This is a genomic window from Gryllotalpicola protaetiae, assembly GCF_003627055.1.
GTDB classification, from domain to species: Bacteria; Actinomycetota; Actinomycetes; order Actinomycetales; family Microbacteriaceae; genus Gryllotalpicola; species Gryllotalpicola protaetiae.
On sequence record NZ_CP032624.1, the window covers coordinates 75371 to 96062 of the forward strand.

Genomic DNA, 20692 nt, shown 5'->3' on the forward strand with positions numbered 1-20692 from the left:
CGTCAGTCGCCGAAGACGGCGGCGTGCAGCTCGCCCGTCGTGTCCGACCAGAACGGCGGCGCGATGATCGTGAGGCCGCCGTCGACCGTCAGCACCTGGCCGGTGATGTAGCCGGCCTTGTCCGACAGCAGGAACTGCGCGGCATCCGCCATGTCATCGGCCACGGCCGGGCGGCCGAGCGGCAGCTTCGAGATGACCGAGTCCATCGGCGCCATGCCCGGGACCTTGTTGTAGAAGTAGTCGAGCGAATCGGTGTCGATGAGGCCGCCGTTGACCGCGTTGACGGTGATGTTCTTCGGGCCGAACTCGGCCGCCATGTAGCGCATGTACTGCTCGGCCATCGCCTTCGAGGCGCCGAGCGCCGCGTAAGTCGGGAAGGCGCGCAAGCTGCCGTAGCTCGAGATGTAGAGGATGCGTCCACCGTGCGGCATCCGCTTGACGGCCTGCTGCGCCCCGAGCACGAAGCTGCGCGCGTTCATCGCGTAGCTGCGGTCGAGGTGGTGGATCTTCATCTCGCTGATCGGTTTGAACGCTGCGGCGGCGGCGTTCGCGACGAAGGCGTCAATGTGGTCGTAGTGCTCGTCGATGCCGGCGAACAGGGCCTCGATGCCCTCCTGCACCTCGATGTCGGCTTGCACCGTGATGCCGTCGCCGCCGGCGGCGCGGACCGCGGCGAGCGACTCCTCGGCGAGGTCGGCGTTCTTCTTGTAGTTGATGACGACGTGCGCGCCCTCAGCGCCGAGCTTCTCGGCGAGCAGGCGGCCGATGCCGCGGCTCGCGCCCGTGATGACGACGACGCGCGGGGTGGTGGCCTCTACCAATTCAGGATTCCTTCCGTGTTCGCCTCGCCGGTGATGGCGGCGCGGGCGACGACGAGCTTCTGGATCTCGTTCGTGCCCTCTTCGAAGCGCTGGGCGCGCGCGTCGCGGTAGACGCGCTCAATGGCGTTCTTCTTCCAGTAGCCGCGGCCGCCGAACACCTGCAGGGCGTTGTCGGTGACCGTCGCGAGCATCTCGACCGCGATCATCTTCGCGGCGCTGGAGAGGGCGGATGCCTCGGGCGCACCCTGCTCGTACGCGCGGGCGGCCTGGATGATGAGCGACTTCGCGGCGGCGATGCGCCCGAAGTTCTCGGCGATGTAGAACTGGATGACCTGGCGCTGGGCGAGCGGCTTGCCGAAGGTGACGCGCTCCTTCGAGAACTCGATCGCAAGCTCCTGGGCGCGCTCGGCGAGGCCGACGGCGCTCATCGCGACCGAGACACGGCTCGGCAGCAGGAACCCGCCGAGGGCGACCTCGAGCCCCTGGCCCTCCTCGCCGAGGCGGTACTTGGCCGGAATCCGCACCTCGGAGAACTTGAGGATCGCATGGTCGGTGCCGCGCACGCCCATCGTCTCGGAGTCGTCGATGACCTCGGCGCCCGGCAGGCGGTTCGGCATCGCGAAGGCGACGGTGCCGTCGTTGCCCGTCGAGCCCTCGAGGCGCGCGGCGATCAGCAGGTAGTCGGCCTTCACGCCGAAGGTGATGAGGTGCTTCACGCCGTTCATGACGTACTCGTCGCCCTCGCGGCGCACCGTCGTCGTGATGTCTGCACCGGTGCCGTTGTCGGGCTCGGTGAGCGTGAACGCCACGAGCTTGTCGCCGGCGATCGACGGCTTCACGACCTCGTCGAGCAGCTCGGGCGAGGCGTACGGCGCCATCGCGCGCCACGTGCCGTTGATGACGTGCACGAGCATGCGGATCGAACCGTGCGACTTCGAGATCTGCTCGAGCAGCTCGAGGTACCGGCTGAACGGCACACCCCGGCCGCCCAGCTCGACGGGGGCGGCGAGGCTCAGCCAGCCGCGGTCCTTCAGCTCGGCGAACAGCTCGGCCGGGACGTCCCCGGTCTCCTCGATCCGGTCAGCCCAGGCCTCGCCCCGCCCCTTCACCCACGCCGTGATCTCGGCCTTGAGGGCGGCGAACTCCGCCTCGTCGAATTCAGCGACAGCCACTGTGATTCCCTTTACTTTCCGACGGCGACGAGGGCGGCAGCCGTGTCGCGCAGCACGTTCTTCTGGATCTTGCCGACCGCGTTGCGCGGCAGCTCGTCGACATACTCGAGGCGCTCGGGCCAGTAGTACTTCGACACGCCATGGGTGTTGAGGTACTCCTGCATGGCGGCGAACTCGAGCTTGGCACCTGCCTTGGCGTTCACGACGAAGGCGCACGCGCGCTCACCGAGACGGGGGTCGGGCATCGCGACGATCGCGACGTCGGCGACGAGCGGATGCTGGTACAGCAGGTTCTCGATCTCGACCACGGGGATCTTCTCGCCGCCGCGGTTGATGACGTCCTTCACGCGGCCGGTGATGTGCAGGTAGCCGGCCTCGTCGACGTAGGCGAGGTCGCCCGTCTTGTACCAGCCGTCGTCGGTGAACACGTCAGCGGTGAGGTCGGGGCGCTCGAGGTAGCCGCCGAACAGCGTCGGCGACGCGAACTCGAAGTTGCCCTCGGTGCCGGTCGGCACCTCGACACCCTCGTCATCCGTGATGCGCAGGGTGATGCCGTCGAGCACACGGCCATCGGTGCCCCACATGCTCTCCGGCTGGTCGCCAGGACCCGAAAGCGTGGCAAGGCAGGTCTCGGTCGTGCCGAACGCGCCGAGCACGGCCGTGTCGAGCACGGTCGTCGCGCGGCCCGCAAGCTCGCGCGGCACGGCGGCGCCGGTCGCGACGAAGATGCGCAGGGCCTCAGGCTTGGCGGCCCCGCCCTCGACGAGCGCGACGAGGTCGGTGAGGAACGGGGTGGCCGCTTGCACGAAGCTGGCCTTCGCCTCGCCGAACGCCTGGTCGAGCGCGACCTGGCCGTCCCACACGGGCTGGATCACCGAGGCGACGCCGAGGCGCCACGCGAGCAGCATCCCGTAGAGGAAGCCGGTCTGGTGCGCGAGCGGGCTCGGGATGAACACGCGGTCGTCGCCGGTGAGCCCCGAGCGCTGCACGTGCAGCGCGGTCGCGAGGCCGAGCGTGCGATACGGGTGCTGCACACCCTTCGGCTCGCCGGTCGTGCCCGAGGTGAACAGCAGCTGGCAGACGTCGTCTGCGGCAGGCATCCGATTGGCGATCTGGGCGAGATCGGGCTCGACGGAACCGAGGGCGTTCTCGTAGTAGCGCCACGTCCACGAGGAGGCCTCCGCGCGCGCGATCGCCTCTTCCGGGATCGGGGGCACGCTCACGGCCTCGCCGCCGTCGCGGTTCTCGGCCTGCAGCACGATGACGTGCTCGAGGTGCAGCTTGCGGCCCTGCGAGCGGGCCTCGTCGGCGACCGAGACGAGCTCGATGGCCGCATGGCGCTTGCGGAACAGGTTCGGCAGGAACAGCACGCGGGCGCGCGAGCGCGACAGCGTCATCGCGACCTCGCGCGGGCCGAACACCGGCATGATCGGGGTCACGACGGCGCCGATCTGCATCGCGCCGAGCGCGATCGCGACGAACTCGCTCCAGTTCGGCAGCTGCACGCCGACCGACTCGCCCTTCTCGACGCCGAGCTCGAGCAGCAGCTGCGAGACCTTGTCGGCCTCGGTCTGCAGCTGGCCCCAGGTCGTTGTGATCGGGGCGCCGCCGCCGACCTCGATGACGGCGGCTTCATCTGCCTTCGTCCGCGCGTATTCGCGCACGGCGATCGGCAGCACGAGCGGCTCAGCGGAGACGGGGGCGGATGCCTGCACCTGCGTCTCGTCGTCCTCATCGCCCTTGCTCGGCGCGTCCACGTCGATGTCGAGGCCGATGGAGGTCATCGCCTCGAGGAACGTCGGGTAGGAGATGCGGTAGGCGCGCGGGTAGGTGAGGCTCGTCTCGCCGTCGGAGCGGGTGCCCGCGATCGCGAGCGACATCAACACGCGGTGATCATTGAAGCTCGAGAGCTTCGCCCCGGTGCCGCGCACGCCGCCGACGCCGTTGATGTGCAGCTCGGTCGGCTCCTGCGTGGCGTCGCCGCCCATCTTGTTGAGCTGCAGCATCGCCGCGACGCGGTCGGACTCTTTGAGGCGCACGTGGCCCACATTGCGCAGGTGACTCGTGCCCTCGGCGAAGTTCGCCATCACCGACAGGATCGGCAGCAGGTCGGGGATCGGCGTCGCGTCGATGTCGAAAGGCTTGAGCGCGAGGCCGTCGTGCGTGATGCGCACCCAGCCGGTCGCCTCGTCGATGACCATCGGCACGCCCATCGAGGCGGCGATGTCGAGGAACTCGGCCTCGGGATGGTCGACCTCGGCGGTGGTCGCGGCGGGCAGGCCTCGGAACAGCACGTCGGAGGGGTGCAGCGCGGCGGCGGCGATGCCAAAGGCCGCAGAGCCGATGTCGGCCGGGATCGTGTAGTCGGCCGCGGTGCCGGTCTGGCCGGCGCGCACGACGTAGGTCAGCCAGTCCTCGCTGACCTCGACCTCGAAGCCCCAGTGCTTCATCATGCGGATCGTCAGGTCGACATACGGCTGCTCGTTGAGCTGGCCGCCCGTGATGTGGATGGTGGTGTCGCTCTCGGCGAAGATCGCCGTGAGCAGCAGGCCGGAAACCCACTGCGAGAGCGTGCCCGCGATGTGCACGTCGCCGCCCTTCGGCCGCTTCGGCTGCACGGTGATGGGCGGGCAGTCGTTGGTCGACTCGAGCTCGAGGCCCATCTCGATGAGCGCCGAGAGCAGCGCCTTGATGGGGCGGCGGCGGAAGTACTTCATGCCGGTGACCGTCGTGGGGCGGTCGGAGAGCGACATGAGGCCGGTGATGAAGTAGAGGGTCGTGCCGGAGGAGCCGACGTTCAAGAGCCCGTCTTCGCCACGGGAACCGCGCTCGATGACAGGGGCGCCGTGGAAACGGCCGCCCGTGCCCGTGACGGTGTAGCCGGCATCCGTGATCTCGATCTTCGTGCCGAGGGCACGCAGCACGCTGACGGTCCACTCGACCTGCCTGGTCGTCGAGACCCCCGTGATCACGCTGGTGCCTTCGGCCAGAGAGGCCAGCACCAGCGCGCGGTGCGCATGGTATTTGGAGACCGGGATCTCCAGGGTGCCTTCGAGTTTGTGTGTGGTTCCTCTAGAGATCAACTGCACGGTTTCACGCTACCGGCGATTGGATGCCTGCGTCGGCATGCGTTCCGGTCCTGTCGTCTAGCGCCCGAAGAGCTTCTGGATCTGGTTCAAATCGGGGATCTGCTGCTCGGGAGTGGCCCCCGGGCGACCGAAGCTTGCACCGGTCTTCTCAGCCGGGGCACCCGGCTTCACGCCCGACGCGATGGCCGCGTTCTCGGCCGCGCGCTTCGCAGGGTTGCCCGACCGCGAGCCCTTCTTCCCCTGCTGCTGCTTCTTTTTGCCGGCGTAGCCCGCGCCCGGGATCGGGCCCATGCCGGGAACCTGCGGCACGCCGCCCTTGGCGACGGTCTTCATCATCTTGGCCGCCTGCTCGAAGCGGGTGACGAGCTGGTTCACGTCGGTGACGGTCATGCCGGAGCCCTTGGCGATGCGCAGGCGGCGCGAGCCGTTCAGCAGCTTCGGCGTGCGGCGCTCGGCGGGCGTCATCGACTGGATGATCGCCTCGGTGCGAACGATCTCGCGCTCGTCGAAGTCGTCGAGCTGCTGCCGCATGGCGCCGGCGCCCGGAAGCATCCCGATCATCTTCTTGATCGAGCCCATGTTGCGCAGCTGCTGCATCTGCTTCAGGAAGTCGTCGAGCGTGAAGCTGTCGGTCGCGAACTTCTCGGCGACCTGGCGGGCCTCTTCCTCGTCGAAGGCCTCCTGCGCCTGCTCGATGAGGGTGAGGATGTCGCCCAGGTCGAGGATGCGGCTCGCCATGCGGTCGGGGTAGAACGGCTCGAAGTCGTCGAGACCCTCACCCGTGGAGGCGAACATGATGGGACGGCCGGTGACGGATGCCACGGACAGCGCCGCACCGCCGCGGGCGTCGCCGTCGAGCTTCGAGAGCACGACGCCGGTGAAGTCGACGCCGTCTTGGAAGGCCTTCGCCGTCGCGACCGCGTCCTGGCCGATCATCGCGTCGATGACGAACAGCACCTCGTCGGGGTTCGTCGCCTTGCGGATGTCAGCGGCCTGCTTCATCAACTCGGCGTCGACACCGAGGCGGCCGGCCGTGTCGATGATGACGGTGTCGAACTGGCGGCGACGCGCCTCGTCGATCGCGTTCTTCGCGACCTTCACCGGGTCGCCGACGCCGTTGCCCGGCTCGGGCGCGTAGGTGGTGACGCCCGCCTGCTCGCCCACGACCTGGAGCTGGGTGACGGCGTTCGGCCGCTGCAGGTCGGCTGCGACCAGCATCGGCGTGTGGCCGTCCTTCTTGAGCCACTTCGCGAGCTTGCCCGCGAGCGTGGTCTTGCCTGCACCCTGGAGGCCCGCGAGCATGATGACCGTCGGCGGGTTCTTCGCGAACTCGAGCCGGCGCTGCTGGCCGCCGAGGATCTCGATGAGCTCCTCGTTGACGATCTGCACGACCTGCTGCGCGGGGTTCAGCGCGCGGTTGACGTCGTCTGACAGCGCCCGCTCACGCACCGCGGCCGTGAACTTCTTGACGACGTCGAGCGAGACGTCGGCCTCGAGCAGTGCGCGGCGGATCTCGCGAACCGTCCCGTCGACATCGCTCGCCGAGAGCTTGCCCTTGGTGCGGAGGTTCTTGAGGCTCTCAGTGAGCCGGTCGGAGAGTGAGCCGAAGATCGCCATGGTCAGACGATTCTACCGGGGCTACTCCGTCACATCCTCGACATCGATCACGTCGCCGTCGGCGCCGAACGAGACGACGAGCAGCTCGTCGGACTCGTCGGGGTCGATCGCGTAGTCGAAGGTCGCGAACGGGTCGTCGCCCTCTGTGTGCTCGGGATGGATCACGACCCGCAGCAGCTGCAGCGACTTCAGCACGTCGATCGCGATGTCGCCCGAGTTGTCGACCATGAGGTCGAGCAGGGTCTGCAGGTCCTCGCCCTTGCTGTCGACCTGCCGGTCGATGAACGTCGTGGTCGCCGACTGCCGCTCGGACAGCTGCGCGACGAGCGCCTCGCGGGCGAGGCCGTCGAAGGCCTCCAGCCCCTGCGCCATCGCGGCCGCGAGGTCGAGCGAGTTCTGGCTCACCAGGTCCTCGTCTTCAGCGGAGAGGACCAGCTCGACGAACTGGTCGCCGACCTCGAGGGTGTCGTCCCAGTAGAGGCCGCCGGAGCTCGTGGAGTCCACGATGCCGAAGTAGTCGTGCTCGACAGACATCCGCCGCCTCACCCCACCAACTGCTGCGCGAACACGTGAGGGGTGAAGCCGGTCAGATCGCCGATGCCCTCGCCCTGGCCGACGAGCTTGATCGGCAAGCCCGTCTTCTCCTGCACGGCGAGGACGAAACCGCCCTTCGCCGAGCCGTCGAGCTTCGTCAGGACGAGACCCGTGACGCCCGCGCTCTCGAGGAACGCCTGCGCCTGCATCAGGCCGTTCTGCCCCGTGGTCGCGTCGAGCACGAGCAGCACCTCGGCTATCGGCGCCTGCTTCTCGACGACGCGCTTGATCTTGCCCAGCTCGTCCATGAGGCCGCCCTTGGTGTGCAGGCGGCCGGCCGTGTCGATGATCACGATCTCGACTCCGTTCTGCTTGGCGAAGTCGATCGTCTGGTAGGCGACGGATGCCGGGTCCTGACCCTGCTGCTGCGGTTTGACGATCTGCACGCCTGCCCGCTCGGCCCAGGTGCCGAGCTGCTCGACGGCTGCGGCGCGGAAGGTGTCGGCTGCTCCGACGACGACCGTCCGCCCGTAGTTGGTGAGGAACTTCGCGAACTTGCCGATCGTGGTGGTCTTGCCGACGCCGTTGACGCCGACGACGAGGACCACTGCGGGCCGCTCGGTGAGCTTGAGGGTCGTGTCGAACTTCGACAGCCGCTCTTCGAGGCCCTCCCGCAGCATCCGCTGCAGATCGGCATAGTCCTCGGTGCGATATCTGGCGACCTTCTCTTTGAGCTCGTCGATCACGCTCTCGGTGATGTCGGGGCCGAAGTCGGCGCCGATGAGCGCCACCTCGAGCTCGTCCCACGTGTCCTCGTCGATGACACGCTTCTGCTGCCCGGTGAACAGGTTGCGGAGTGCGCCGCCGAACGACCACGAGCGAGCTTCTGCCATGCGAGAAGTCTAGTTACGCGGCGGTGCCGACCCGCTGGCCGACGACGGCGCTCACGCCGTCCTGGCGCATCGAGACGCCGTACAGGGCATCCGCGATCTCCATCGTGCGCTTCTGGTGCGTGATGACGATGAGCTGGCTCTCTGCACGCAGCTCTTCGAACACCGTGAGCAGGCGGCCGAGGTTCGCGTCGTCGAGGGCCGCCTCGACCTCGTCCATGATGTAGAACGGGCTGGGTCGGGCCTTGAAGATCGCGACGAGGAACGCGACAGCCGCGAGTGACCGCTCGCCGCCGGAGAGCAGCGAGAGCCGCTCGATCTTCTTGCCCGCCGGCCGCACCGCGACCTCGATGCCGGTCGCGAGCAGGTTCTCGGGGTCGGTGAGCTGGATGCTGCCGGCGCCGCCTGGGAACAGGATCGGGAACACCTCGGCGAACGCGTTCTTCGTGTCGTCGAACGCAGCCTGGAACACCGTCTGCATCGTTCCGTCGAGCTCTTCGATGATCGTCATCAGGTCGCGGCGGGTGTTCTGCAGATCGGTGAGCTGCTCGGTGAGGAACTGATGGCGCTGCTCGAGCGCCGCGAACTCCTCGAGGGCGAGCGGATTCACGCGGCCGAGCTGGTCGAGCGAGCGCTGCGCCTTGTCGAGGCGCCGCTGCTGCTCGGCGCGGTCGAAAGCTCGCGGCTCCCCGCCCTCTTCCTCGGCCGGAATCTCGACTTCTGGGCCGTACTCGGCGATCAGCACGTCTTCGACGAGGCCCAGCTCGCTGCCCGCACGCTCGAGCAGGCTTGAGAGGTGCAGCTTCTTCTCGTAGATCTGCAGCTCGAGCCCGTGCACGTTCTCGCTCACCGACTGCAGCCGCTCGCGCAGCGCGGATTCCTCACGGCGCAGCCCCGCCAGCTCCTCGTTCTGGCTCGCGCGCTCGCGCTCGGCATTGGCGAGCTCGACGCGCGCCTGCGCGAGTGAGCGGTCGATCGACTCGAGGACGGCGGGCAGGTCGGCGGCGACGGCTTGCGCGGCATCCAGTTGATGGCGACGGATGACGGCGCGCCGCGCCGCCTCCTCCGCGGCGGCGCGTTCAGCGCGCTGCCGCTGCGCGAGCTGCTCGGCCCGCTGCAGCTGCGCGCGGACGCGCTCGCGCGCGGTCTCGACCGTGAGCCGCGCCTGCACCTCGGCCTCGCGTGCCCTCTCGACCTCGGCATAGACCGTGTCGCGCTCGCTCACGTCGAGGATCGGGCGCGGCTTCGACGCGTGCGTCTCGTGGGCGCGCTTCGCAGCGGCGGAGGCCTGCTCGGCCTCGGCCGCCTTCGCCTGCGACTCGGTGATGCTGCGGGCGATGCGCTCCGACTCGGCACTCGCGGCCTCGAGCTGGGCGCCCAGGCGGCTGGACTTCTCTGCGTACTCGGCGAGCTGCGCGTCATAGGCGCGCAGCTGCGTGAGCGCCGCAGCCGACGACTGCTTGGCCGCCTGCAGCGTCTCGCGCTGCTCGTCGTGCCCGGTCTGAGCCCGGGCGATCGCCGACTCGAGCTCCTCGAGCCGCGCCCGTGCCGCGTCGCGTTCCGCGAGCAGCTCGATGCGCCCCGCGCCCTCGCCGGAGCCGCCGCGAAGCGTGTAGCGCGAGAGCACCTCACCGGTGCGGGCCACGATGACAGTGTCGGTCCCAGCGAAGGAGGGCCACAGCGAGCGCGCAGCCTCGAAGTCGTCGACGACGATCGTCTGCTGCAGCAGCTCGCGCAGGCTCACGGTAGCCTCGCGCAGCAGGTCCGCAGCGACGCGCGCGCCCTTCGGCAAGTTGGCGACCGCACTCACCACCACGCCCTTGGCTTTGCCCTCGAGCACAAGCTCGACGGCGCCCAGGTCTTCGGCCTCCGCATGCTGGGCCGCTGCGATGGCCTCGTCGCGGCCCGTGACGACCACCGCATCCGCCAGAGAGCCCAGCGCGGCGGCGATCGCCGTCTCGAACCCGGGCTCGACTTTGATCGTGTCGGCCACACGCGCCTTGACGCCGGGCAGGCCGGCGGCGATCAGCGCCGCCGAGCCGTCGCGCGCCTCGAGCGCCCGGCTCAGCGCCTTCGCCTGCCCCGACAGCGCGTCGCGCTCGCTCTCGAGGGTGCGCAGTTCATCGCGCAGACGCTCGATCTCCGCCTCCGCCTCGAAGACGGATGCCTGGGCAAGCTCGTACGCCTCAGCGAGCTCTCCCTGCGCGTCCGGCCCGAGCGGCGAGTCGCCCTCGCTGTCCGCGAGTGCCTCCTCCGCGGCCGTGCGCCGCTGCGCGGCGGCATCGAACTGGTTCTGCTGCCGCAGGACCTCGCCGCGCAGCGCGGCGAGACGCTGGGCTGCCGCATCCGCCTGGCCCGCCAATTTGGTCAATTCGAGATCGTGCTTCGAGATCAGCTCAGCCTGCGCCGCGACCTCTTCATCGATGGCGTCGAGCCGCGCGCGGGTGCGACGCGTCGCGTCCTGGGAAGAGACGAGGGCCACCTCGGCATCCGTCACAGCGCCGCGCAACGTCTCCGCCTCTGCGCGCGCCTCGTCGACCGCCGCCTGCGTGACGCCCGGAACCGCCTCGGGCGCCTGCACCTCCGCCGACAGCAGTGCGATCTTCTGCGTCGCGAGCGTGTCGAGGCCGCGCAGCCGCTGCTGCACGGACTCGAGCCCGTGTGCGACCGAGCGCGCCCGGTCGACCGCATCGCCGATCATGGCCGCCTCGATGCGGCCGATGCGCAGCCGCTTCTGCTCGAGCTGCTCCTGCAGCACGATGCGCTCGGAGTGCCGTGCCTGCTCGTCACGGCCGTAGTTCTCGAGCTGCGACCGCAGCGTCACGACCTCGTCGGCGAGCAGCCGCGCCCGGGCATCCCGCACGACGGCGGCGACCGTCTGCGCCTGACGCGCGACCTCCGCCTGCTTGCCGAGCGGCTTGAGCTGCCGCCTGATCTCGCCGGCGAGGTCGGACAGGCGCGTGAGGTTCGTCTGCATCGCCTCGAGCTTGCGCAGCGTCTTCTCTTTGCGGCGCCGGTGCTTCAAGATGCCCGCGGCCTCTTCGATGAAGCCGCGGCGCTCGTCGGCGGTCGCGTGCAGCACCTGGTCGAGCTGGCCCTGGCCCACGATGACGTGCATCTCGCGGCCGAGGCCTGAGTCCGACAGCAGCTCCTGCACGTCGAGCAGGCGGCACGACTCGCCGTTGATCGCGTACTCGCTGCCGCCGTTGCGGAACAGGGTGCGCGAGATGGTGACCTCGGTGTACTCGATCGGCAGCGCGCCGTCGCTGTTGTCGATGGTGAGCAGAACCTCCGCACGGCCGAGCGGCCCGCGCGTCGCCGTCCCGGCGAAGATGACGTCCTCCATCTTCCCGCCGCGCAGGGTCTTGGCGCCCTGCTCCCCCATCACCCACGCGAGCGCGTCGACGACGTTGGACTTGCCGGAGCCGTTCGGGCCGACCACGCAGGTCACGCCGGGCTCGAAGGCGAAAGTGGTCGGCTGCGCGAAGGACTTGAACCCCTTGAGGGTCAGGCTCTTCAAGTGCAACGACGGCAACCTTTCGCTCGGAGTTCGCCTGGGATTACGGTACCGGGTGTGGCGACGGATGCCGGGATCGAACGCCTCGTCGTGCCGGAATCGCCCGGCGGCGAAGGCTGGGACGACTTCGTGCAGCTCACCGAGGTGCGCAACGCCTGTCGCCGCGTCGACGGCGGGCACCAGCGCGACACGTCGCCCGAGTTCCTGCTCGGCGGCTGGCACGAGGCCGGGCAGACCGAGCCGGAGACGGTCGTCGCGCGGCGCGACGGCACCGTCGTCAGCTTCGCCGAGTACCACCGCGAAGAGCCGGAGGTCGCGCCCGTCGGCTGGTTCGAGCTGTTCGTCCTGCCCGAGCATCGACGGCGCGGCATCGGCGCCCGCCTGTACGACGAGATCGAGCGGCTCGCGGCCGATGACGGCCGCACGACGCTCATCGCCGACTTCTCGAGCCCGCCCCGCGAGGGCCCGGTCGTCGCCGCATCGAACGGCGCAGGCGGCGTGCCCGCCGACGACCCCGGCGCGCGCTTTGCGCTCGCCCGCGGCTACGCGCTCGGCTAGGTCGAGCGCCTCAGCGTGGCCCCACTGCCGATCGCCGATGAGCGGCTCGCCGGGCTCGAGGCCGCTGCGGCACGCGCCGCGGGCGGCGACTACCGGGTCGTGTCCTGGGTCGGGGCGACACCGGACGACCGCCTCGACGCCGTCGCGGCCCTGCGGGCGCGGATGAGCGTCGACGCACCCGCCGACGACATCGACTGGCCCGAGGAGATCTGGGATGCCGCGCGTGTGCGCGTCTACGACGAGCGCTACCTGAGCGCCGGCTCAGCCGTCTTCTTCGCGGTGGCCGAGCACGTGCCGAGCGGTCGCCTCGCCGGGTACACCGAGATCGCGGTGCACCCGTGGAGCATGACCGCGCAGCAGGGCGACACGCTGGTGCTCGCCGAGCACCGCGGCCACCGCCTGGGGATGCTGCTCAAGGTCGCGAACCTCCGAGCGGCGCAGCGCGCGCACCCCGAGCTCACCGGGGTCATGACAGGGAACTCGACGAGCAACTCCTACATGCTGTCGATCAACGACGCCCTCGGCTTCGAGACCTTCGTGTTCAGCGGGGTCTGGCAGAAGGTGCTCTGAACAACATCAGCGGGAGCCTCGCCGACGCAGTCGTAGAAGCCGGGCCGCCGCGCGTGTCCGGTTCCATGCCCAGCGTAGACGGCGGCGGAAGTACCACGCGAGCGCCAGGCAGAGGATGACGAGCGGGATGAGCTCGGGTGCCAGGACAAAGGTGCCGAAGACGAGATCGAGCATCTCGAAGCCGACGAGGGAGCCGGCGGCGATCCAGGTCCATCCCCCGAACAGCGTGAGGCGCTCATGGACGCGTCGCAACGCGCGGTGGACGAGTGCAGAGATGGGCATGGCGGAGTTCCTTTGTGGCAGGTGGGAGAAGGGTCTTCTCTCGCCGGCTGTCGAGGCAGGAACGATGCGGATCCGTGCTCGTCAGCCGACGAGCACGACCGCCGGGGCGCGCGGCCCCCGTGCGCCCGATGGCACACGCACCGAGATCGCTGCACGCCGCCGAGCACGAGCGCGCATCGCGGGCCGGTGCGCAGCTTGAGCGCACGCGACGATCCGGGCCCGAATGACCCGGCGGCTCGCACGGGCGATGGCGACGGCGAATGCGCAGAGCAGCGCGAAGACGAGGAGCGCTGTCACAGGATCGGCCGGCGAGCTGATCGTGGTGTGCACCCACGCGTCGGCGTGGACGACGTGCTCGAGCAGCAGCCACCCCAGCCCCGACACCGCCCCGCTTGTCATACTGCCCACGCTACCTGTCAGGAATCGCCTCGTGGCATCAGCAACTCGCGCGGGTAGTACGCACCGCACGGCGCTGCGGGATGGCCCACCGCTGAGGCCTAGCTGTGACCGTGACGCGGCTGGACGGCGTTCGCGCGACCACGCAGCCGATAGAAGATGCTCGCTGCGAAGAACGCCGCGGCGATCGCAGTGGCGATCACCGGCGTGGGCGATCCCGACGCGAAGATTCTGTAGAGCACCGCGACCGCGATCCACATGGCGCCCACGACCGCCAGCATGGCGGGCAGCACCCGTTCGAGCTTCCTCATGTGCCGCACGCTATACCTGCCGCAAACTGTGCGCCACGTGCAACAGCGGACCACGACCCGATCTCATGCCTGAGTACTACTGGGCGCCTGTTGCATCAGCACCTTCAGGCGACGCGAGTGATACTCACCCTTGGCTATCGTCTAGGTTTGCCGGCCGCGCAATCTTCGTAGACCGGAACCGATGGGAGGTGCAGATGATCGAGGTTCGGCACGTTTCCAGGCGTTTCGGTGCACAGCAGGCGGTGACGGATCTCACCTTCACCGCGCGGCCGGGAGCAGTGACGGGATTCCTCGGGCCGAACGGCGCAGGCAAGACCACCACCATGCGCATGATCCTCGGACTGTCACGGCCAAGCAGCGGGGACCGCGAAGTAGCCGTGAGCTACCGCGTTGCGCATTTGATATGCGGAAGACAGCGGGAGTTCCGGATGCTCCGCGACAAAATCCGGGTGTCGAATCTGGATGCGTCGGCTGGCTTCACCGATGACCTCGAGGTTGCGGATGACCGCATCTTGTGTCCGCTCGTCAACGAAAAAGGCACTCTTGTCGAGGTCGCGCGTGTAGTCCTGAACGCGGTCAATCACGTCGCCGATGTGGCGAAGATAATCCGCAAGTCGCGGCGCGCTCATACGGGCACGGCTTCGGCGAGCACCCGCTCGCGGAACTCGGGCGGAAGCGCCTTGGGCGTCACAACGTCGACGGGAACGCCAAGCAGCCCGAGCAGCTCATGGCGGATGGCGCCAATATCGAACAGGGTCGTGTCATCGCCGGGGTCGATCAGGAGATCGAGATCGCTCTCCGCAGAATCCTCGCCACGGGCGGCGGACCCGAAGACCCGAGGATTGGAGGCGCGATGCGAGAGGACGACCGAACGCACGGCGTCTCGATGCTCGGCCAGTGCAATCGACGGCCTCATGCTTCAGACCTCCTCTCGACAATGATCGTCGCACAATCACTCGCGAGCCAGGACCGCGACGATGTCACCTGAGCCGCTGATCGCGCGGGCAGAAGTGCGAAGAGCGGTTCATGAACGAGACCCGCACGATGGGCGTGCCGCAGCGCGGGCACGGCGCGCCCTCGCGCCCGTAGGCGTTGAGCGAGTGCGCGAAGTAGCCCGCCTGACCGTTGACGTTGACATACTGGCTGTCGAAGCTCGTACCGCCCTCGGTGAGCGCCTTGGCGAGCACCAGCCGGATCTCGGCGAGCAGCAGCTTGGCCTTCGCGCGGCTCAGCGTGTTCGCCGGCTGCTCCGGGTGGATGCGCGCCGCCCACAGCGCCTCGTCTGCGTAGATGTTGCCGATGCCGCTGATCGCCCGCTGGTCGAGCAGCACCCGCTTGATCGCGCTGCTCTTGCGGGTGAGCGCGACGAGGAAAGCGCTGTCGTCGCACAGCGGGTCGAGCGGGTCGCGGGCGATGTGGGCCACCTGACCGGGCACCAGGTCGCCGGCATCCGCCGCCGTCAATTCGTCGAGCGCGAGCGAGCCGAAGGTGCGCTGGTCCCTGAAGAACACGGCGAGTTCATGCAATGACGGATGCGTGAGCTCGACGCGCACCCGCACGTGAGGCTCGTCCTGCGGGCGCGCCCACGACTCGCGCAGCAGCAGCTGGCCGGTCATTCCGAGGTGGGCCAACAGAGCCTCACCGTCGTCGAGCGGGATCCAGAGGAACTTCCCGCGCCGCTTCGGCGCCAACATCCGCCGCCCGAGCAGGCGGTCGGCGAACGAGCCGCGCGCGCGGTCGTGCCGCGTGATCGCCCGCTCGTCGAAGACGTCGACCGCCGTGACAACGGCACCCGTCACTGCGGGGGCGAGTCCGAGGCGCACGACCTCGACTTCGGGGAGCTCAGGCACCGCCTGCCGAACCGCCCGTGTCGGTGGCCTGCGTCCAGGCGTCGAGGGCTGCGGCCATCTCCGCATGCTTCTTGCTCGTGCCCTCGCCATGGCCGGTCGCGAGCCCGGCGACCTTGACCGTCGCGCTGAAGAGCTTGGCGTGGTCGGGGCCCGTGCTCGCCACCTCGTAGACCGGCGCAGGCATGTGGCGCTCGTCGGCGAGCTCCTGAAGGGCGGTCTTCGGGTCGAGCGCGGCGCCGAACCGGGCCGGGTCGCTCATGAGCGGGCTGACCAGGCGCAGCACCAGTGCGGTCGCCGCGTCGGCGCCCGCGGAGAGATACGTCGCGCCGATGATCGCCTCGACGGTGTCCGCGAGGATCGAGACCTTCTGCCGACCGCCCGTGAGCTCTTCGCCGCGGCCGAGCCGCAGGAACTCGCCGAGGCCGAGCGCGCGCGCCACCTCGGCGAGGGCGACGCCCGAGACGACGGACGCACGGCGCTTCGCCAGCGCGCCCTCGTCGAGATCGGGGTTGTCGCGGTACAGGCGCACCGTGACCGCCTGCCCGAGAATCGAGTCGCCGAGGAACTCGAGGCGCTCGTTGTGCGGCAGCCCGCCGTTCTCGTACGCGAACGAGCGGTGTGTCAGGGCGAGCGTTAGCAGCTCGGGGTCGACGTCGACCCCCAAACGTGACTGAAGGGCGTCCAGTTCCGGACGCCCTTCAGATTCAAAGGTGTTGCCGCGTGGCATTCACAGCCTCAATGGGCACTACGCGTCTGCGACCTTGCGGCCCTTGTACTCCAGGTACAGCTCGGTGCCCTGCGAGTCGGTGACGACCTTCGCGCGGTGCGGGAGGCTGTAGGTCACTCGGCCGTTCTCGACGGTCTTGACGAGCGTGGGGACCTCTGCCTTCCACTGCGAGCGACGGCTACGCGTGTTGGAACGCGACTGCTTGCGCTTGGGAACAGCCATGGCTATCTCTCTTCTGTGTCGGTGCCGGTGGTGCCGGCTTCGGTGTCTTCGGAAGCTCGGAAATCCGCAAGCGCAGCCCAACGGGGGTCTGTGTTTTCACGGGGCTCGCGGTCCGGGTGATCCGCCAACCGCTCACCGGTCTCAGGGTCGAGACCAGGGCAGTCGGGGCGACACACCGGCTGGAATGGCAGTGACAGCACCACCGAATCCCTGACCAGAGGTTCAAGATCCACGTGGTCGTCGTGAACCTCGAAGTCAAAAGCTTCGTCGCTAGTGTACGCGAACAGTTCTTGGAAATCGACTTGGACGCGCTCGGCCACGTCGGTCAGGCAGCGCACGCACTGCCCTTCGGCGGTCGTGTCGACCTCGCCGGAGGCGAGGATGCCGTCGTGCAGCACCTCGAGCCGTAGGTCGATCTGCACCGGCGCGCCGGCCTGCACGGCGATCATGCCCTCCCCCAGCTTCTCAGGGGCGGCGAAGTCCAGCGCCAGCTCCTTGCTCTGCCCAGGCTGGTGAACAAGATCGAAGACGGCGACCGAGTAGGGATTCTTGGCGGCGCTCACAACCTTCGATCATACGTCGAGGCGCGCACCGCCGCCCGCCCGCGGTCGCCGATGGCAGTGAGCAGGGAGCGCGGGGCGACCGTCGCGATCAGCCGCGTCGTCCAGTGGCGGGACGCGCGCATCGCCGCGGTGACGCTGACGGTCTTGTCCGCGAGCTCGAAGTAACGGCCCCACGGACGCGGCGGCCCGAACTCGGTGAGCTCGACCTGGGCGAGGATGTCGTCGAGGTCGCGCCGGTGCGCGGCATCCGGATGCCAGTCGGAGCGCAACCGCTCGGCGAACGCGCGCGGCGTCTCGGTCGGCGACGCCGCGAACCCGAGGTCCTGCGCGGTGTCGCGGATCTCGGCCCACGCGACGTCGGGCAGAGCACCCTCCTCGCGCAGTCTGGTGAGGCGGCCGCGGCGGCGGATGAGGCGCGCGAGGCCCGGCGCGGCGAGGACAGCCAGCAGAATCAGGATGCCGAGCTCGAGCTGCACCCCGTTGCGCGCCGCGACGGCGTTCGTGCTCGTCGCCGCCTGCTCGTTCGGCAGAGCGCGGGGGCTGAGGGTCGGCGTCGGCGCGGCGCTCGCGCTGGTGGTCTGCTGCGGGGAGCTCGTCGGCGAGCCGTCCGGCGTGGTCGCCAGCGTGTACGACGGCGCGGCGCCGCGGCTCACCGTCGGCTCGAAGTTCAGCCAGCCGACGCCGGGGAAGTACAGCTGCGGCCAGGCGTGCAGGTCACTGGAATCCACCTGGTAGGTGACCTGCTTCCCCTTGGCGCCGACCGGCGTGCCGGGCAGATAGCCGATCGCGATGCGGCTCGGGATGCCGAGCACACGGGCGAGCACCGCCATCGCGCTGGCGAAGTGCACGCAGTACCCCTCGCGCACCTGCAGGAACTTCGCGATGACGGCGAGGCTCGCACCGTCGACCGTGTCGGGCGAGTCCGTCGAGTAGGTGAAGTCGTTGATCGAGCTCTGGAAGTACTGCTGGATCGCGAGCGCGATGTCGAACTCGTTCGGCGACGCGGCGCCCGCGGCGATCTCGTTCGCGGTGTCGGTGATGATCGAGGGGACGTCCCGTGGCAGCTCGAGATCGCTCCGCACCGCGGACAGATCCTCGCCGCCGAGGGACGCCGCAGACGCGATCTGAGCGGGCGTCGGCTCGAGGTCGAGGCTCGTCGTCGTGTAGTGCTGTCCGCTCAGCACGCCACCGGGGGCGAAGATCGTCAGATCGTTGTCCTGGAAGTTGCTCTGCGCCTGCAGCCCGGCGACCTTCCTGGCCGGGTAGGGCGCGGGAACCCAGCTGGTGCGCAGGTTCTGAACGCTGATCTTCGTCGTGACGGTGTGCGCCGAACCGCCGAGGTCGGTGGTGAGCCCCGGCGTGCCGGTGATCCCGGTGCCACCCGCCAGGGGGGTGATGTGCCCCGGCGTGTGCGCCCAGTCGGTGCCGCGGATGTCGTCGAGTGTGGTCAGCTGCAGATACTCGGGCGTTGTGCTGGCCGTCGTGTACTGCAGCACGTCGACCGGGGTCGGCCGCCGCAGGTCGGCGCCGAGGTCGACGAGCGGGTTGACGGTGTCGCCGACCGACACCGGGCCGGCCGGTGCGACGCGCCCCTGCTCGACGAAGCCCGGCGCAGTGGCTGCGATGATCAACGCGATCAGGGTGGCGGACGCCCCGACCGAGAGCGCCACCGTCGACGCGCCGCGAGACCCGAAGCGCAGGCGCCCGTCTGCGGCCAGCAGGACGAGCCAGGCGGCGGCGGCGCCGCCGAGGGCGATCAGGCTGAGGCCGCTCGGCTGCAGGATCGCCGGGACGATGAGCACGCCGCCGACCACAACGGCCGTCACCGCGGGGATGCGCAGCACGACCGCGATCAGATCGAGCAGGATCGTCAGGGCCCCGCCGAACACGACGACGAAGAAGATCAGCTCGGGCAGCGGCTCGGCCGGCGTGTGCTGGCTCTGGATCGCGAACGCCGCCTCCTGGAAGAGCAGCCCGATGCCGTGGACCGACTCGCGAGTGGGGATCAGCCCGAGAACGGCCTGGCGTGGCACATAGACGAGCTGGATCAGCAGGCCGAACACCACGACGTCGACGATCAGCGCAGCCCACGCCCGCACCCCGACGCTGCGCAGTGCAGCGGAGAGCACGAGCAGCAGCGCGGAGGTGCCGACGAGCGCGAACCACCAGCCGCCGCCCTGGATCAGCCCGACGAGCGCGATGCTGCACGCGATCACCTCGAGGAACAGACCCAGCGAGACGTTCCACGACCCCCGGGTCGCGACGAGCGGCCCGGTGAGACGGCTCTGGCGGCGGTCAAGCATCGCGCGCCCCCGCGAGTCGGCGCGACGCGTGCAGCTGCGCCGCCATGGCGAGCGACCACGCGGTCGCGGCATCCGTCTTCGCATCGGTGTCGACGCACACCCAGCCGGAACGCTCGAGCTGCTCGCGCGCAGTGCGCGCCGCCGGCGTCATGAGGAACGCGATCGCCGGAGACGCGTAGCGGCGCAGCGGGGCGAGCTCTGCCCAGAGCCCGGGGTCGCCGTCGACCAGGAGAAGGAACGTCGGGGCCGCTGCACGGCCTGCCCGAAGCGCCACGGCGAGCCGGCCCGTCACATCGCCGCCGCTGCCGCGCGTCTGCTCGACACCCGCGAGCTGGCCGACGAGCAGCTGGTCGCCGCCCGGCAGCTCATAGCTTCCGCTCAGCTGCCGGCCGCCGGTCTCGTGCACGCCGACGAGATAGCCGAGGCCGAGCAGGTGCGAGGCGACGGATGCCGCGAGCTCGACCGCCCGCTCGAAGGCGAGGTCGTCGCCCGCATGCTCGCGGAGCGTGTCGAGCAGCAGCCACGCCTCGGGGTTGCTGAGCTGCTCCTCCTGCCGGACCATCAGGCGATCGAGCCGGGCGGTGGCGCGCCACTGCACGCGCCGCAGAGCGTCGCCCGGTCGGTACTCGCGCGGAATCACCTCATCGGTGCTCGGGATCGAGTGCCGCACGAGCTCGGGGTCGGTGCCCTCGCCGCGAGCCTCGTCGGCGCTGCTCCGGCCCAGCAGGCTGACGCGGGGCGTCACGAGCAGCATCTTCGAATCGCCGACGAGGTAGCCGCCGCGGGCGAGCCCGAACGGGTCGGTGCGGATCACGCGCAGCGGGCCGAGCAGGTAGGCGCCGCGCCGGCGGGTGCGAGCGGTGTAGCGCAGGGTGACGGCATCGGCGCCGTGCGCACCCCCTGCGCCGCCTCGGGCGGCGAGCGAGGCCAGCATGCGCGCGGACGGCCCGGCGAAGCCCGCAGGAAGCTCGTCGACCCACCACATCGCAGACGTCGCGCGCGCAGAGACGTTGCGCACGTCGAGCCGGACCTGCACCTGCTCCCCCGCCGCCACTGCGCCAGGCGAGTAGGTGCGGATCACCGTGAGCCACGGGCGATCGAGGGCGACCGCGATCATCGCCGCGAGCGGCGCGATCGTGAGCAACAACCCGGCGAACAGCAGGTCGACGCGGCCGAACCAGCCCGCAGAGCCCAGCAGCGCGACCCCGCACGCGCCGACGAACCAGCCGCGCAGTGTCGGCATCGGGCGGGACTGCACGGCCATGCGGCG

At 69.6% G+C, this 20692-nt stretch carries 20 protein-coding genes and 1 pseudogene; 3 read left to right on the forward strand and 18 right to left on the reverse strand.

The window, feature by feature from the left end; all coding sequences use genetic code 11:
• Window positions 1–2 precede the first annotated feature (2 nt).
• Genes D7I44_RS00415 through smc form a run of 7 tightly spaced genes read right to left on the reverse strand, consistent with a single transcriptional unit; the run spans window position 3 to window position 11649 of the window.
• Window positions 3–821, reverse strand: coding sequence for an SDR family oxidoreductase (locus D7I44_RS00415; protein ID WP_120787674.1), 819 nt, complete (start codon window positions 819–821; stop codon window positions 3–5).
• Entirely contained in the window at window positions 815–1993 is a 1179-nt protein-coding gene (locus D7I44_RS00420; protein ID WP_120787675.1) for an acyl-CoA dehydrogenase family protein, read from the reverse strand. Before D7I44_RS00420 ends, D7I44_RS00415 begins: the two co-directional genes overlap by 7 nt.
• Before the next feature lie 11 nt (window positions 1994–2004).
• On the reverse strand, window positions 2005–5082 hold the full coding sequence (aroA, locus tag D7I44_RS00425) for a 3-phosphoshikimate 1-carboxyvinyltransferase (RefSeq protein ID WP_120787676.1): 3078 nt from the start codon (window positions 5080–5082) through the stop codon (window positions 2005–2007).
• A gap of 57 nt (window positions 5083–5139) precedes the next feature.
• Window positions 5140–6699 (reverse strand): signal recognition particle protein, encoded by a 1560-nt coding sequence (ffh, locus tag D7I44_RS00430; RefSeq protein ID WP_120787677.1) that lies wholly within the window; start codon window positions 6697–6699, stop codon window positions 5140–5142.
• Between the two features lie 21 nt (window positions 6700–6720).
• Window positions 6721–7233 carry a DUF2004 domain-containing protein gene (locus D7I44_RS00435; RefSeq protein WP_120787678.1) on the reverse strand — a complete coding sequence of 171 codons (513 nt, stop codon included), beginning with the start codon at window positions 7231–7233 and terminating at the stop codon, window positions 6721–6723.
• 8 nt (window positions 7234–7241) lie between these two features.
• The gene (ftsY, locus tag D7I44_RS00440; protein ID WP_120787679.1) at window positions 7242–8126 is read right to left on the reverse strand and encodes a signal recognition particle-docking protein FtsY; all 885 of its coding nucleotides are present in this window, start codon (window positions 8124–8126) and stop codon (window positions 7242–7244) included.
• Window positions 8127–8139: 13 nt separating this feature from the next.
• Window positions 8140–11649 carry a chromosome segregation protein SMC gene (gene smc / locus D7I44_RS00445; RefSeq protein WP_120787680.1) on the reverse strand — a complete coding sequence of 1170 codons (3510 nt, stop codon included), beginning with the start codon at window positions 11647–11649 and terminating at the stop codon, window positions 8140–8142.
• A gap of 48 nt (window positions 11650–11697) precedes the next feature.
• Between smc and D7I44_RS00450 the strand changes: the two genes are divergently transcribed.
• Both D7I44_RS00450 and D7I44_RS00455 read left to right on the forward strand, forming a co-directional pair.
• Entirely contained in the window at window positions 11698–12198 is a 501-nt protein-coding gene (locus D7I44_RS00450) for a GNAT family N-acetyltransferase (RefSeq protein WP_162939976.1), read from the forward strand.
• A 15-nt stretch (window positions 12199–12213) separates the two neighbouring features.
• The gene (locus D7I44_RS00455) at window positions 12214–12768 is read left to right on the forward strand and encodes a hypothetical protein (RefSeq protein ID WP_120787682.1); all 555 of its coding nucleotides are present in this window, start codon (window positions 12214–12216) and stop codon (window positions 12766–12768) included.
• Between the two features lie 6 nt (window positions 12769–12774).
• Here the strand turns inward: D7I44_RS00455 and D7I44_RS00460 are convergent, their stop codons facing one another.
• The 3 genes from D7I44_RS00460 to D7I44_RS18490 all read right to left on the reverse strand — a co-directional run bounded on the left by D7I44_RS00460 (window position 12775) and on the right by D7I44_RS18490 (window position 13757).
• Window positions 12775–13050, reverse strand: a complete 276-nt coding sequence (locus D7I44_RS00460; RefSeq protein ID WP_120787683.1) for a hypothetical protein — start codon at window positions 13048–13050, stop codon at window positions 12775–12777.
• Window positions 13051–13131: 81 nt separating this feature from the next.
• Entirely contained in the window at window positions 13132–13449 is a 318-nt protein-coding gene (locus D7I44_RS18485) for a hypothetical protein (protein WP_120787684.1), read from the reverse strand.
• Window positions 13450–13547: 98 nt separating this feature from the next.
• Window positions 13548–13757 carry a hypothetical protein gene (locus D7I44_RS18490; protein ID WP_120787685.1) on the reverse strand — a complete coding sequence of 70 codons (210 nt, stop codon included), beginning with the start codon at window positions 13755–13757 and terminating at the stop codon, window positions 13548–13550.
• Between the two features lie 194 nt (window positions 13758–13951).
• Between D7I44_RS18490 and D7I44_RS18495 the strand changes: the two are divergent.
• A pseudogene (locus tag D7I44_RS18495) lies at window positions 13952–14155 on the forward strand (ATP-binding cassette domain-containing protein); the annotation flags it as partial.
• Here D7I44_RS18495 and D7I44_RS18500 read toward each other — a convergent pair.
• The 8 genes from D7I44_RS18500 to D7I44_RS00515 all read right to left on the reverse strand — a co-directional run bounded on the left by D7I44_RS18500 (window position 14102) and on the right by D7I44_RS00515 (window position 20686).
• Window positions 14102–14386, reverse strand: a complete 285-nt coding sequence (locus tag D7I44_RS18500) for a HepT-like ribonuclease domain-containing protein (RefSeq protein ID WP_120787686.1) — start codon at window positions 14384–14386, stop codon at window positions 14102–14104. The pseudogene D7I44_RS18495 and the gene D7I44_RS18500 sit on opposite strands and share 54 nt — an antisense overlap.
• A complete protein-coding gene (locus D7I44_RS00485; protein WP_120787687.1) occupies window positions 14383–14673 on the reverse strand; it encodes a nucleotidyltransferase family protein in 291 nt (96 codons plus the stop codon). Before D7I44_RS00485 ends, D7I44_RS18500 begins: the two co-directional genes overlap by 4 nt.
• Before the next feature lie 64 nt (window positions 14674–14737).
• Entirely contained in the window at window positions 14738–15607 is an 870-nt protein-coding gene (gene mutM / locus D7I44_RS00490; RefSeq protein ID WP_120787688.1) for a bifunctional DNA-formamidopyrimidine glycosylase/DNA-(apurinic or apyrimidinic site) lyase, read from the reverse strand.
• On the reverse strand, window positions 15600–16334 hold the full coding sequence (rnc, locus tag D7I44_RS00495) for a ribonuclease III (RefSeq protein WP_120787689.1): 735 nt from the start codon (window positions 16332–16334) through the stop codon (window positions 15600–15602). The genes mutM and rnc overlap by 8 nt, the downstream gene beginning before the upstream one ends.
• A gap of 18 nt (window positions 16335–16352) precedes the next feature.
• The gene (gene rpmF / locus D7I44_RS00500; RefSeq protein ID WP_120787690.1) at window positions 16353–16556 is read right to left on the reverse strand and encodes a 50S ribosomal protein L32; all 204 of its coding nucleotides are present in this window, start codon (window positions 16554–16556) and stop codon (window positions 16353–16355) included.
• A gap of 2 nt (window positions 16557–16558) precedes the next feature.
• The gene (locus D7I44_RS00505; protein ID WP_120787691.1) at window positions 16559–17119 is read right to left on the reverse strand and encodes a YceD family protein; all 561 of its coding nucleotides are present in this window, start codon (window positions 17117–17119) and stop codon (window positions 16559–16561) included.
• Complete coding sequence (locus D7I44_RS00510; protein ID WP_162939977.1) at window positions 17116–19422, reverse strand: transglutaminase TgpA family protein; 2307 nt, start codon at window positions 19420–19422, stop codon at window positions 17116–17118. Before D7I44_RS00510 ends, D7I44_RS00505 begins: the two co-directional genes overlap by 4 nt.
• On the reverse strand, window positions 19415–20686 hold the full coding sequence (locus tag D7I44_RS00515) for a DUF58 domain-containing protein (protein WP_120787693.1): 1272 nt from the start codon (window positions 20684–20686) through the stop codon (window positions 19415–19417). The genes D7I44_RS00510 and D7I44_RS00515 overlap by 8 nt, the downstream gene beginning before the upstream one ends.
• Window positions 20687–20692 lie beyond the last annotated feature (6 nt).